Genomic DNA, 13918 nt, shown 5'->3' with positions numbered 1-13918 from the left:
TTATAAATGAACGCTGACTACACCATTTTTTCCACTGTTTTTCACTTGGTACATGGCTTTGTCTGATTCAACGTAAAGATCTTCGAAGTTTTTCTGCTGCGTCACAAAATGACAAATGCCGATACTGAATCCGACTTGAGCATGACCATTCTCAAGTTGTATCGGGGGATAGGACTGGCTTAGCAGTTGATCTGCAAACAGATTTAAGCTGATGTCATCTTGCTCTGGGCAAAATATGACGAATTCGTCCCCACCCAAACGAGCAATGGTTGCAAGCGGCGGGGCAAAGCGCTTCAACCACATCGACACTTCAATCAAAACGAAATCACCGGCTTTGTGACCTAATTGATCGTTGACTGTTTTGAAGTCATCGAGGTCAATGAAAACCAAAGCCGCTTTGGTATTGGGGTTGGACTGGGAGTAGTTTTGGAACTCGGTTTGTAATGCTTGGCGATTGAGTAAGCCGGTTAACGGATCTTCGGTGGCTAATCGAGACAGCTCTTGTTCATAGCGTTTTTCGTTGGTGATATCAATGTGGGTACCCATCATACGAAGCGGCTGTCCTGACTCATCGTATTCCACAATCCTGCCTCGGTCGGAAACCCAACTGTGGCTGCCATCTTTGTGAAGCATGCGATGCACCACTTGGTAAGCATCCGCTTTGCCTTCCAAGTGATCTTCAAATGCGCCGACAGCGAGGTGAAAGTCTTCGGGGTGAAGTTTACTTTTCCAAACTTCGATCGTTGCTTCAAGCTCATGAGGCTGATAGCCGAGCATCTTTCCCCATTCCATATTGAAAATGGTTAGCTTACCCGTGGGGATGTGCTGCTCCCATAAACATAACCCCGTTCCATCTAAAGCGGCATTGAGTTTCTCTTCTAGGCGGCGGTTTTGTTTGGAAAGCTCCGCATTCTCTTGTTCGAGGCGAGCAATGATTTCTTGGTACTCTTCCATGAGTGCTACATATTTATCCGTTTAATGAATATGTAGTTTGCCATAGAAGTGGGTGAGATCTATAGGGCGATAGTGATAACTTTCATAGTAAAACTCATACTATTGGATGAAGTTATGTTTGTTCAATGGCTTTAGTTTTTAAGTGTCCTAGGCTTAGAGATAGCCAGCCAAAGAGCTTGGTATCACTAAGGAAAGCACTATGAGTAAACCAATAATTGCCGATAACAAACCCATAAAAGTTGAGTTGACCGAAGGACAAGAGTATTACTTTTGTCGCTGCGGAAAATCGAAAAAGCAACCCTATTGTGATGGTTCACATGCTGGTACCTCGTTTAAACCAATGAGCTTTATCGCTGACAAAAGTGAAGATGGTTACCTTTGCCAATGTAAGCATTCTGCTAATTTGCCGTTTTGTGACGGTAGCCATAAGCAGTTTTCCGCTGAACAAGTGGGTCAAGAGGGGCCAGGAGTTTCTGTAGCTAAAGACTCAGTGCCTATAGCCGTGGCAACGGTAGAAGAGCCTACGGTCGAATTTATTCATCAACTCGCTCGAGAAGGGCTTTCTAAAATGGGACACCATGGGCCAATGGCGTCTATGGGGGTGCCACGAAATCAATTGCCGAGCTGGGATGATATTCAAATCATGGTTGCTCAAATGGCGACGAAACCTTTGTTGGAAGATGTCGCCGTATCGAGTGAGTTGATTATTGGTCCTAACGCGAAAAAACCACTTAGATTGAATATTCCGCTTTTTGTCTCTGACATGAGTTTTGGTGCGCTTTCTGAAGAGGCCAAAGTCTCATTAGCAAAAGGGGCTGAGCTCGCTGGCACAGGTATTTGTTCGGGTGAAGGGGGCATGCTACCTGAGGAACAAGCGGCGAACTCCCGCTATTTTTATGAATTAGCCAGTGCAGGATTTGGTTACGATGAGTCGAAATTAGCAGGCGTTCAGGCTTTCCATTTTAAAGGTGGGCAAGGGGCGAAAACGGGTACCGGAGGTCATCTTCCTGCGAATAAAAACATCGGTAAAATTGCCCAAGTGCGAGGCATACCAGAAGGACAAGCGGCGATTTCTCCACCAACCTTTAAAGATCTCCATAGTGTTGAAGATTTTCGTAAGTTTGGTGACCGAGTTCGGGAAGTAACGGGAGGGATTCCCATCGGCTTTAAGCTGAGTGCAAACCATATCGAGCAAGACATTCAGTTCGCTTTAGATGCGGGGGCAGACTACATCATTTTGGATGGACGAGGTGGTGGTACGGGGGCAGCACCTACTATGTTTCGCGATCATATTAGTGTTCCAACGATTCCGGCTTTAGCACGAGCAAGGCGTTACCTCGACCAACAAGGTGCCTCGGGACGTGTTACTTTGATCATTACTGGTGGATTACGTGTCCCGATGGACTTTGTCAAAGCTATGGCCTTAGGGGCGGATGGTGTGGCGGTATCAAATAGTGCGATGCAGTCGATTGGGTGTGTCGCAGCACGTATGTGTAACACCAATAATTGCCCTGCCGGTATTGCGACCCAAAAAGCAGACTTAAGACAAAGACTCAATGTGGAAAAGGCATCTGGCCAGTTGAAAAACTTCTTTGAAGCCTCAGTAGAACTGATGCAAGTGATGGCGAGAGCGTGTGGTCATCACTCTTTAGCACAGTTTAATACCAATGATCTCGCTACTTGGAATCGAGAAATGTCTAGGTTATCTGGTATTCGTTATTCTGGATTTACGGATAGTTAGTCTTATTAGGGTGAGTGACAAGCGATGAGGCCTGTTTAAAGCAGGCCTCTATTTTGGTTTTATGAAGTTCTAATCACTCGACTCGGGATCAATTTCTTGCCAAACACATTGATTAACGCGCCTGTGACGATCAGCCCGCCACCTAGGTAGGTCCAAATCGACGGAATTTCGTTGAAGACCCACCCCCCAATTAATGTTGAGAAAACGATTTGCACGTAGGAGTAGGCTGAAGCCTTACCTGCTGCCTGTGTTTGCATCGCTTTAGTCAAACCGTATTGGCCGATTTGAGTAAAGATCCCCACCAGAATTAGCATCAAAGTAATGTAGAGACTTGGCATGACAAACTCATCCCACATAAGGAATATCGATGTGGGCAATGCCACCATCGGGAAGTAAAAAATGATCACTGAACTATCTTCAGTTTGGCTTAGCTTTCTTACCACGACGTAAGCGATTGAGCTACCTAGCGCACCGAGCAATGCCATTATGATGCTCAACATTGGCAGTTCTTGGCTTTGGGCTCCCGACATACTTGGCTGGACCATGACGCCAAGTCCAACCAAACACAGGGCAATACAAATCATGGTTGCCCCTTGAATACGCTCTTTTAGGAACAAAACGCCGAGCAATGCGGTAAATACCGGGTGTACATATTGCAAAATGGTCGCCTCTGCCAAGGGTAACGTCGTGACAGAGTAGTACACACACATGAGAGCGACGGTTCCAACGGCCCCCCTGAGTAGCAGCAATGGTTTGTTGTTGCCCCAAACCGATATGCGTTTTCGCTTAATATCGAGATAGCTAATGATCAAAGAAACAAACGCACGGGCAGCGACGATTTCAAACACAGGTATGCCATGAACACTCACATACTTCACACAAGCCGACATCAAGGCGAAGCCAAGCGCAGAAAGTAACATGAATCGAACCCCAACCGGGATTGCAGAATTGAGTGTAGAAGGCATTCTCGTTCTCATTAGTTTTGTGAAGCGGCCATCATACTTGAAGCCTAGATAGAGTGATAGATAACTTGCTTATAGCCAGTGGTAAAGTCATCAGGTTCGATTGTTGATTGATTGTGCTAAATAGCCGGTGTTAAGCTCATGTTAAACCTACTATTTGAGATGAATCCTCATGCAAAGTGAAGATAAGAAAAAGAACTTAAGAATTTTGTTCGAGTTGATTCGATTTATTCAGCCGTACAAAGGCAAAGTCGCAGCGGCATTGATCGCTTTGATCTTTACCGCTGGGCTGACGTTGTCCGTGGGACACGGGGTTCGAATTCTTATCGATCAGGGGTTCTCTCAGCAATCGACTGAGCAACTCAGCAGCGCCATTCAGTTTATTCTGGCGGTGACGGTGATGATTTCAATTGGCACATTTTTTCGTTTTTATCTCGTCTCTTCTGTTGGCGAACGAGTGAGCGCCGATATTCGTTTAGCGGTGTTTAATCATGTCATTACTCTTCATCCAAGCTATTTTGAGACAAATGGCAGTGGTGACATCATGTCGCGCATCACGACCGATACCACTTTATTGCAAAGTATCATTGGTTCTTCGTTTTCTATGGCGATGCGCAGTGCCTTAATGTGTATTGGCGCGGTGATCATGTTGTTTGCCACCAATATAAAATTGACCCTGATTGTTTTGGCGTCAGTACCGTTCATTCTTGTGCCTATCTTGGTCTATGGCCGCCGAGTCCGAGCTTTGTCGCGCCAAAGCCAAGACTCGATGGCGGATGTCGGCAGTTATGCGGGAGAAGCGATAGAGCACATTAAAACCGTCCAAAGCTATAGCTATGAAACGCAGGAAAAAGCCTCTTTTGCTGAGGAAGTTGAGCGCGCTTATGAAATAGGTCGTCGGCGAGTAAAACAGCGAGCTATTTTAATCTCTGGGGTAATCGTGATCGTGTTTAGTGCAATTGCGGGCATGCTTTGGGTTGGTGGCAGCGATGTGATTAATGGCACTATGTCAGCAGGTGATCTTGGCGCGTTTGTCTTCTACGCGATCATGGTGGCCTCTTCCTTAGCAACCATATCGGAAGTGCTTGGCGAGTTACAACGCGCGGCGGGAGCAACCGAACGTCTTATTGAAATTCTCCAAGTGGAAAGTCACATTGTTGCGCCAAGCTGCGACAGTCTAGATCCGCAGTCGGTATCCAGTGAAGTTCGTTTTAATGACGTCGTTTTCCACTACCCATCTAGACCTGATCACCCAGCGATTGAAGGGCTGAATTTAACTGCAAAAGAGGGCAAGGTGCTAGCGCTTGTGGGGCCATCAGGAGCAGGGAAAACCACACTGTTTGAGCTTTTACAGCGATTTTATGACCCTTCATCTGGCCAAGTTGAAATGGGTCATGTTGATGTTCGTCAGTTTGACCCTAACCATCTGAGAAAGCAGATGGCTTTGGTTCCTCAGCAGCCAGCCCTGTTTAGCCATGATGTGCTTTATAATATTCGTTATGGCAGCCAAGACGCATCGGATGAAGAAGTCATTGAAGCCGCCAAGAAAGCGCATGCTCATGATTTTATTCTCAAATTGCCAGAAGGTTACAATAGTTTTTTAGGTGAACGAGGTGTCCGGCTTTCTGGAGGGCAGCGCCAACGCATAGCGATTGCACGGGCAATATTGAAAGACCCTAAGATTCTGCTGCTTGATGAAGCAACCAGTGCGCTTGATAGCGAAAGTGAGCATTATGTCCAACAAGCACTCGAAGAGTTAATGCGTGGAAGAACAACCATTATCATTGCTCATCGACTTTCTACTATTCAACACGCGGATCAAATCGCAGTGTTGGATCAAGGAACTCTAGTTGATGTTGGGACGCACGCTGAGCTAATGGAAAAGTGCGGCTTATACCAACGTTTAGTCGCATTGCAATTTAAACAGTCGAATTTGTAAAGCCACTGAAAGCACTGACTCTATTTAGTTTCGCAGATGAGAGCAATAGAGGTGTTTGCCTTTACATTATCAGTTACCATTGCAATAGTTGCATTTGCGCTTTAGCTAGTGAGATAAATATGAGCGAAGAATTTGATAGAAAACACAGCTTTGGTTGGTTGATTAATGTTGTAGCAAAAAACGCAGAAAAGTCTTTTGACGCTGAGCTGAAAAAACATGGGTTAACCGTTGCACTTTGGCCGACATTGATGTGCTTGTGGGAAGAAGAAGGCGTGACTCAGCGTGAGATCGCCCAAAAGTCAAAAGTGGAAAACTCTACAACGACTCGTACGATAGATAAGCTTGAGAAACTAGGCTTAGTGGAGCGTCAAGCGGATCCCAATAGTCGCCGTTCATTTCGAATCTATCTCACCGAAAAGGGCAGAGGATTACGTGACACTTTAATCCCAATCCCTATGCAAATTAATCAAGAATTGCTTTCAAGGCTTGATTCAAAAGAGCGGGACGACATGATACGTCTTTTGCAAAAAATGGTTGCAGATCTATAAGTTAGATACAAATTTCAATTGATTTGATGGAGATATCAATGACCAAAACACTCAACGAGTGCATCATCCCGATGTACCCAACCATTCAAGCATTAGATGTGAATGCACTCGCTGCGGGTGAGCATAAGTTTTGGTTTGCTGTGGCAACGGATGCTATCGGTCACCCACAAACCTTACCTATTCGCGTGTTTAAAGGAAATAAGCCTGGTAAGCGCTTTGTGATTACGGCGGGTGTCCACGGGGATGAGCAAAATGGCATTTTGACAGCCCAGCGTTTGGCCCGTGAATTAGTCGGAAAAGAGATTGCAGGAGTGGTCACAATCGTCCCGACAGTTAATCTATCGGGTATTGCTCGTCATAGCCGAGACTTTCATTCGGCTGCGCCAGACAGCTCATCAGCGAATTTAAATCGCGTATTTCCTGGAAATGCCACAGGTGATGATGCAAGTCGATATGCTAATAGCTTATGGGAGAACTTGCTCAAGCCGAATGCAGATTTAGCCATTGATTTACACTCTCAAACCAGTGGCAGTGCTTATCCACTTTACGTTTTTGCAGACTATCGTTTAGAAGATGCTATTCGAATGGCAAGGTTATTAAATCCTGATGTGATTTTGAATGATCCTGGTGACCCTGGCATTTTAGAAACGGTTTACAATCGCGAAGGTATCCCATCGATCACTATCGAGGTCGGTATTGGCCGCTATACCGATCTAGTTATGGTGGAACGTGCCACGAAAGGCGTTCTGAATATTCTAACGGCTTACGAGGTCATTGAGGGGGAAACCGACAATACGAAGCTAGAATGTGTTGAGGGTAACGATATCATCAGCGTTCGGGCCAAGCAGGGAGGTTTTGTGATTTGTCACGTAGATCTAATGGATCAGGTAACTCAAGGACAAACTTTAGCCACGCAGTACAACAGCTTTGGTGATGAGATAGAAACTTACACATCTCCAATCGATGCCACCGTCATCAGCCACAATGTTGAATCAGTTCGAGCTCCGGGCTCTTTGATTGTTCGACTTATTCGATAACTCCGCCCTAAGCCGCTTATCTGACTATAGCTTTAGGCGGCTCAAATCATCACCTATCTTAAATTAGTTCGATATCTGGTTAAAAATCCTGCCAAAGAACCTCATGTACTCAGCCTAAAGATTATCTGACCAAATACCTTTGATTGAAGTGATTACTCTATAAAATACTAAAAATAATGTGATCCAAGTCAAATAAATATGTAAATGATAATTGATCTCATTATTGTTTAAGTGCACCATACGCGCCCTATTGATAATTTATATATTGCGTTGTGTTCTATGAAGTTTTTGAATGGCGTTTTGATCTCGTTGTCGTTGGTGGCAACGATTGCTCAAGCAGATCTGTCAGCAAGTGACATAGCCGACAATTACCAATGGCTTAGAGATGATGCTCGTTCAAGCGAGAAGGTGATGCAGTATCTAGAGCAGCAAAATCTCAACACACGCAAACATCTTAAAAATGTCGAACCTATCCAGATTGCTTTATCCCGTCAATGGCGAGAAAGCTCCCCTGATCGTGCCGAGCAGCCATGGTTGATACGTGCTAGTTTTGAATATCAAATTGAATACGTAGACGAACAGCGATGGTTGTCAAAGCGTGCGCGAGGGACGACTCAAGCGACACGACTACTGAATATCGAGCAGCGTGCCAAAACTAATACATATTATGAACTAGGAAACTGGTCTCTGAGCCCGAGTGGACGTTATGTTGCGTTAGCAGAGGATGTGATCGGAAGTGAATTGTACCAAATCTCGGTTATCGATCTTCAAACTCAGCAGGAGTGGTTACTGGATCAGCGTAATGATACGGCGCTAATTTGGGGCACTGACAATGAAAGTGTTTATGGCGTTTTAAAGCAAAATCAAGATGGTCGTCCTTCTGCGGTCATCCAGTATCAATTTAAAACATCGACGGCGACACAAATCTACCAAGAGCATGATAAAGCTTGGTTGGTCTCAGCTTACCAAACCAATGATAACCGTTATGCATTGGTGCAATCGAATGACGAATCTTCTAGTGAACAGCGTTTACTGAATTTAGCAACAGGCGAAGTGTCTGAGTCACTGCGACCACGTCAAGTGGGTGTAGAGTACTATGCCGATGTTGCTGATAACACCTTGTATATTAACAGTAACCTAAATGGTCAATTTGAACTGTTTCAACAAGACTTAAATGCTAAACAGTGGCAGTTGTTATATTCGCCGGTTGAGCTCGCCAATCTAGAAAACTTCTACCTATTTGAAGCAGGTATTGCACTGGTGGAAAGTCACAACGGGCAGAAAGAGCTTGTGGTAGTAGGGGCTCAGGGCAAAGAGAAATTCAGACAATCGTTGTCAAGTGCCGGCAGTGTTGGCTGGGTAAGCCGAGTTGGGGACTACACAAGTAATGTTGTTCGGATTCGTTCTATGTCACTTGTTCAACCTGCGAAATGGCAAGAGTTTGATCTTTCGACTTTGGAAATGTCTACGTTAAGCCAAGATCGCTATCCAAGTTACCAAGCCTCTGAATATCAAACTGAACAAATTTGGGTCGAGTCTAATGGTGTACAGGTTCCTGTTACTTTGGCGTATAAAACGTCATTACTAAAACAGTCCTCTCCCGTCATTTTATACGGATATGGCGCCTACGGTTTCGCGATGAAACCTTACTTTATGCCGCAAATTGTTTCTCTACTTGATCGCGGCATTATCTACGCGATTGCTCATGTTCGCGGTGGTGGCTATTTCGGAGAACAATGGCACCACGATGGCCGCAGTATAAATAAAGCTCAAGGTGTAATGGATTTTGTCCAAGCCGCGAAAGCAATGAAAGCATTTAAAGGCGGAGAGCGAAAAGTGGCTGCAATTGGCTCAAGTGCTGGTGGGACTTTAGTTGCGGCTGCCGTCAATCAAGATCCAACACTTTTTACTGCCGTTAGTTTGAATGTGCCTTTTGTTGATGTTGTTGCGAGTATGTCGGATGAAACCTTACCTTTGACCGCTCAGCAGTATCAAGAATGGGGCAACCCGAATGTCGCCACTGAACTCAAGATCATGTCTGGTTATGACCCGATCACCAATATCAAACATTCCGTATATCCTGCGAGTTTAATCCGGATTGGCTGGCAGGATCGACGGGTTCCTTACTGGGAAGGGGCGAAATATCACGCCATGCTCAATGAGCTAACTCAGGGTACAGGCCCACAGCTTTTATCCACTGATTTTGAAAGTGGCCACGCGACGGATAGGCGTAAGGCATCTCAAAGGCAGGCGATGGACTATGCATTTCTTATTCAACAACTCCAATCATCGGATTAATTAACCGGAGCCAAAAATGAAACTGACCCGTGTAAATGTTGCTGTGCTCACTGCACTAGCGACTGGCTTTGTGCACGCTGAATCTGACGAAAGCCTCTTTGATGAGGTGATCGTGACTGCGAACAAATATGAAGAATCTCTATCAAAAACAGCAGGTTCTGTTGCTGTTGTTGATGGTGATGAACTTCGTAAGCGAGGCGCAACTGAGCTATACGAAGCACTTAAAGATGAGCCAGGGGTCAGCGTTGCAGGCAGTTCGGGGACGGCGCAAAACATTACTATTCGAGGCATGTCAGGGAATCGAGTTGTTGTGATTAAAGATGGCATTGCAATGTCTGATGGTTATGGCGCGGATGATATCAATGATGTTGCTGGACACAACTCTTTCGACTTGGCATCGGTCAAGCAGATCGAAGTGATCAAAGGTGCGAGTTCAACCAGTTTTGGCTCTGGTGCGCTCGGCGGTGTTGTGATTGTTAAATCGCTGGCGCCGGAAGATTTTCTGAAAGGTGAGCGTTTTTATGTTGATGCCGGGGGCAACTATGCAGGCAATAGTAACCGCTATCGATTGTCTTCCAACTTAGCGTTCAGCTTAGGGGATACAAGTTCTCTGGTTCAAGCCGCTTACTGGAATGGTGAAGAGAGTAAATCGTACGATGAAAACTTGTGGAATCGTGAAATTGAGGGAATGAGCGCATCCTATACGATCAACCATTACCTTAATGATGCGTGGATGCTTAACGCAAAAGCGGATCTTTATCGTGAAGTCATGACTCGTAAGGAAGGTAACGCTCCCCCGCAAAAAGATGGAAGCATTGAGATTAAAGACTTCTATGAACAGGATACAACCTCGAATTACCTGTTTTGGATTGGCGCGGAGCATGATTCAGAGGCTTTGTTACTCGACAGCCTAGAAACCAAGCTTTACTACCGAACTACTCAGTTTAATGAAGATAACAATAAATTGATGTATCGGATCGTTAGTGGTGCTCCTGAATGGCGTCGAGAGATAGAAAATCGTCAGTTTAACGATCAGCTAATCGGTTGGTCGGCTGATTTAAACAAAGAGTTGTATGTGGGCAGTGCAAAACATACGTTTGTTTATGGTGGCAAATTGGAATCGAAATACCACGAGCGTCCAGTTGTTGAGAAGATTGCTGGTTTCACTACTACAGAGCAAAATCCATTTGCCCCTGCGCGTAGTTACTCTATTGGCGCCTTCATCCAAGACTCGATTGAAATTGATCGTTGGCGCGCAATGTTGGGCCTACGATTTGATTCTTATCGTTTAAGTTCTGACAGAGCTGATGCCATTGGTTTTGATGAGCTGCCAGATAATGCGAGTCAGGAGCTTTCTCCAAGTGCTTCGTTGGCGTATCAGTTCACACCAGCACTCAATGCTTACATCAGTTATAAACACGGTTATCGCGCCGCCGAATATGCGAAAACCTATGGCTTAGTTAATCATGATTTTGTGCCAATTAATCCGTTTGTAATTTTACCTAATTTCGAGTTAGAGGCGGAAACCAGTGACAGCTTTGAAATTGGTTCAAAATACGATGATGGCACCTTGCGTCTCTATGGCGCGGTCTTCTACAACCTATTCGATAACTTTATTAGCCCTGAAAGGCTGGGCAAGAACTCGGATACCGGGCTTGATGAGTTGCGTTTTGCCAACCTAGAGGGCGTGAAAACCTACGGTGCAGAAGCGTCCGCTGAGTATAAGTTTACCAATGCGATCATGGCCCGCACCAGTTTAGGTATTGTTGATGGAAAAGACTCGGAAGGGGACCGCATACGCGCGATTACGCCGCTAGAAGGCAATGTCTCATTGAACTATGACGATGGTGCTATTAACAGTTATGTCCGCTTGAATTGGGCCGACAAAATGGAGCGCACCACCGTATGTGTGAATGAGCTGAAAATGGAAGTGGACTGCGCAACGACATCGGGTTGGGGCTCTGTGGATATTGGTGCGGGTTATAGCTTTGATGAAAACAGTTACGTGAGCATTAACGTAATAAACGTCTTCGATCGTGAGTTTATTCGTTATCAAGATATCGCAGGCTTAGAGAGCTTGCATGAAACCTTCAGTACTGAATCTGGGCGTCATTTCACGATCAATGCGCGTTACGCGTTTTAAGGAGGCGGCATGAAATTTTCTTATTCATTGATCGCATTATCCATATTCGCGCAGCCGGCGTTGTCTGGAGAGTGGGATTATCCGGCGGGCAACGAAGCACTAATGGATGGCGCTGCTGCGAAAGCGTATATCGAAAATCACTATGCGGATGTGGGTTCTGTAAGTTTGCGCTACGAGACGAAAAGCAAACTTGGCCATCAATACAACTTCGATATTGCTGTTGCGGGTGACTACAAAGCGCAACGCACATTAGTGATCCATACGGATAATGATGGTTTAGTTCAGCGAGTATTTAAAAGCTTAGACGATACGATTATTCGTAACGGTGAAGCAACAAAAGCTGCTGAGCTAGAAGCGCCAAGGCGTTTGAAAGCCGCTCATCCTCCAGAGCTTTCATCAGGTCAGCTTGTCACTGCAACGGTGAACATTGTCGATCCTGACCTAAGAAGTATGGATAGACAGGCGCCACCGATTGGAACGTGGAACGACCTTTCTGACTACCCAAATCCAGCACGGTACGTGCAACGCAATGTAGAAGTACTGCAAAGTGGCGACCAATATTACTTGTCTAATTCGCGTGTCACCCAAGTTGATGCGGAGTATTTAGAAGAGTACAACGCAACGAGTGGTCAATGGCAAAAAAGTGGCAGTGCGTCATTCTTAGCTCAAGAAGGGATTGCAAAGTTTGCCGATATTACAGCGTTAAATCAGCTCTCTTTTGCGAGCCACGATTTCACCCAAGTGATGGCGTTTTATCACATCGATGAGTCGTTGAGGTATGTTGAATCATTGGGCTATAACCTTTTTGATTCTCCAGTTTTGTTCGATGCTCGAGGGTTATCAAACAATAATTCTAGTTACTTCTACGGCCCTAAAGCGGCAATGTTTGGTATTGGTGGCTCGCCAGACGCCATTGATGCAGACGTTGTTATCCATGAGCTTGGCCACGGCGTGCATTACCAAATCGTCAAAGATTGGGCTTACGGGCACACTGGCGCGATGGGCGAAGGGTTTGCTGATTACTGGGCTGGTTCGGCAAGTTATCGCAAGCTTTATCAGCAAGGCAGTAAGTTTGAAATTGATACTGTATTTAACTGGGATGGGTATTTTGGCAATCGTGTGACTACCCGCAGCCTGTGGAATCAACGTGCTAAGTATTTCGAGCAAAGTGAATATCGCGCACATGAAAGTGTGGGCGGTGAGTTAGGTGACGAGCTTTGGTCGACGCCTCTTTTCCAAACGCTAAAACAAGCGGTCGAACAATATGGAAAAGAAGCCTTTGCTGAGGTGGACACTATCGTACTTGAATCGATGTATGGTTTGGGTCGTGGCATGAAAATGCATGACTTAGTCGAAAGCATGTTATTTGTCGCGGATAAACTGTACCCGTCTCGCGATTACAAGCAGATGCTCACGGCCAATTTTGAGCTCCATGGTCTCTTGAAAGCACCTTTCCGTTTAGAGCTAGATAGTCGTTACGTCGATGATTCTAAACCGATATCAGCGAGATTGATCGCGAATGGGCGTCAAGCGAGCATCGAAGGCCAACTTGAGACTTCAAATGGAGCTCACCTTGATCTAAATGAGGATAAATTCTCAACATCAACCCAGACTTTGGTACTGCCTGATCAAGAAACGTGCGGGGTACCATTTGAGCTCAATGCGGATATTTCTTATCAGTACGAATCCAATTTAAAAGCGTTGAATTGGAAAAAATCTCAAACGTTGATTTTGGGTGTGCCTGAGATCAATCAACAGGTCAAAGTGCAAAACTCAGTTTTGCCAGATGCTTCATTGGCTAACAACGGCAGCTTCAATGCTGGCTTCAAAAGTTTCAACTTTATTATCAATGATGCAGGTACCGCGACGGGTGACTTTGGTGTCTATCTAAAGCTCAATCATTCGAAAATGAGTGATCTACAAGTCGAACTTATTTCGCCATCGGGTACTCGCCAGATGCTGCTGTCCAACCCACTATTTTCACAACCAGAGAAGCAATTTTACTGGGTTGCAAAGCATGATGACTTAATCAAACCATTTGTTGGTCAGTCATTGGCAGGGACCTGGCGACTCGAAGTATCAGACGTTGCGATGGGCGATTCTGGTCAACTGGTCGAGTGGGCTGTGGGGCAGGTAGAGCGTTATAGCTGCGGCCAAGCGACTGACAACACCAATTCTAACAATACCAATAATAATTCCGGCTCAGGTGGAGGAGCGATCTCTTGGGGGCTGTTGCTCTTAAGTGGGCTTTTATTCTGGCGTCGTGAGCAGACTCACACTCATTAATTAAGAAATG

At 45.4% G+C, this 13918-nt stretch carries 9 protein-coding genes; 7 read left to right on the top strand and 2 right to left on the bottom strand.

Translation table 11 applies throughout. The annotated features are described in order from the left end of the window. The gene (locus tag GVO60_RS01390) at positions 1-954 is read right to left on the bottom strand and encodes a sensor domain-containing diguanylate cyclase (RefSeq protein WP_159650807.1); all 954 of its coding nucleotides are present in this window, start codon (positions 952-954) and stop codon (positions 1-3) included. 199 nt (positions 955-1153) lie between these two features. On the opposite strand from GVO60_RS01390, the gene GVO60_RS01385 reads away from it, so the two are divergent. Next, complete coding sequence (locus GVO60_RS01385) at positions 1154-2695, top strand: glutamate synthase-related protein (RefSeq protein ID WP_159650806.1); 1542 nt, start codon at positions 1154-1156, stop codon at positions 2693-2695. A gap of 59 nt (positions 2696-2754) precedes the next feature. Here the strand turns inward: GVO60_RS01385 and GVO60_RS01380 are convergent, their stop codons facing one another. After that, on the bottom strand, positions 2755-3660 hold the full coding sequence (locus GVO60_RS01380) for a DMT family transporter (RefSeq protein WP_159650805.1): 906 nt from the start codon (positions 3658-3660) through the stop codon (positions 2755-2757). Positions 3661-3829: 169 nt separating this feature from the next. Here GVO60_RS01380 and GVO60_RS01375 point away from each other — a divergent pair, with 169 nt between their 5' ends. The 6 genes from GVO60_RS01375 to GVO60_RS01350 all read left to right on the top strand — a co-directional run bounded on the left by GVO60_RS01375 (position 3830) and on the right by GVO60_RS01350 (position 13908). After that, positions 3830-5596, top strand: a complete 1767-nt coding sequence (locus GVO60_RS01375; protein WP_159650804.1) for an ABC transporter ATP-binding protein/permease — start codon at positions 3830-3832, stop codon at positions 5594-5596. Between the two features lie 119 nt (positions 5597-5715). After that, a complete protein-coding gene (locus GVO60_RS01370) occupies positions 5716-6144 on the top strand; it encodes a MarR family winged helix-turn-helix transcriptional regulator (protein ID WP_159650803.1) in 429 nt (142 codons plus the stop codon). 38 nt (positions 6145-6182) lie between these two features. Then, positions 6183-7181 (top strand): succinylglutamate desuccinylase/aspartoacylase family protein, encoded by a 999-nt coding sequence (locus GVO60_RS01365; RefSeq protein ID WP_159650802.1) that lies wholly within the window; start codon positions 6183-6185, stop codon positions 7179-7181. 279 nt (positions 7182-7460) lie between these two features. Continuing rightward, entirely contained in the window at positions 7461-9479 is a 2019-nt protein-coding gene (locus tag GVO60_RS01360) for a prolyl oligopeptidase family serine peptidase (RefSeq protein ID WP_159650801.1), read from the top strand. 16 nt (positions 9480-9495) lie between these two features. Beyond that, entirely contained in the window at positions 9496-11622 is a 2127-nt protein-coding gene (locus tag GVO60_RS01355) for a TonB-dependent hemoglobin/transferrin/lactoferrin family receptor (protein ID WP_159650800.1), read from the top strand. Positions 11623-11631: 9 nt separating this feature from the next. After that, a complete protein-coding gene (locus GVO60_RS01350; RefSeq protein WP_159650799.1) occupies positions 11632-13908 on the top strand; it encodes a proprotein convertase P-domain-containing protein in 2277 nt (758 codons plus the stop codon). Positions 13909-13918 lie beyond the last annotated feature (10 nt).

This window comes from Vibrio atypicus, from assembly GCF_009811315.1.
Classification (GTDB): Bacteria; Pseudomonadota; Gammaproteobacteria; order Enterobacterales; family Vibrionaceae; genus Vibrio; species Vibrio atypicus.
This window is presented reverse-complemented; position numbering and strand designations above follow the sequence as displayed.

Coding starts and splice junctions, on each gene's coding strand:
- GVO60_RS01375 (WP_159650804.1), top strand. CDS start 3,830: ATGCAAAGTGAAGATAAGAAAAAGAACTTAAGAATTTTGTTCGAGTTG.
- GVO60_RS01390 (WP_159650807.1), bottom strand. CDS start 954: ATGGAAGAGTACCAAGAAATCATTGCTCGCCTCGAACAAGAGAATGCG.
- GVO60_RS01350 (WP_159650799.1), top strand. CDS start 11,632: ATGAAATTTTCTTATTCATTGATCGCATTATCCATATTCGCGCAGCCG.
- GVO60_RS01385 (WP_159650806.1), top strand. CDS start 1,154: ATGAGTAAACCAATAATTGCCGATAACAAACCCATAAAAGTTGAGTTG.
- GVO60_RS01380 (WP_159650805.1), bottom strand. CDS start 3,660: ATGCCTTCTACACTCAATTCTGCAATCCCGGTTGGGGTTCGATTCATG.
- GVO60_RS01370 (WP_159650803.1), top strand. CDS start 5,716: ATGAGCGAAGAATTTGATAGAAAACACAGCTTTGGTTGGTTGATTAAT.
- GVO60_RS01360 (WP_159650801.1), top strand. CDS start 7,461: ATGAAGTTTTTGAATGGCGTTTTGATCTCGTTGTCGTTGGTGGCAACG.
- GVO60_RS01355 (WP_159650800.1), top strand. CDS start 9,496: ATGAAACTGACCCGTGTAAATGTTGCTGTGCTCACTGCACTAGCGACT.
- GVO60_RS01365 (WP_159650802.1), top strand. CDS start 6,183: ATGACCAAAACACTCAACGAGTGCATCATCCCGATGTACCCAACCATT.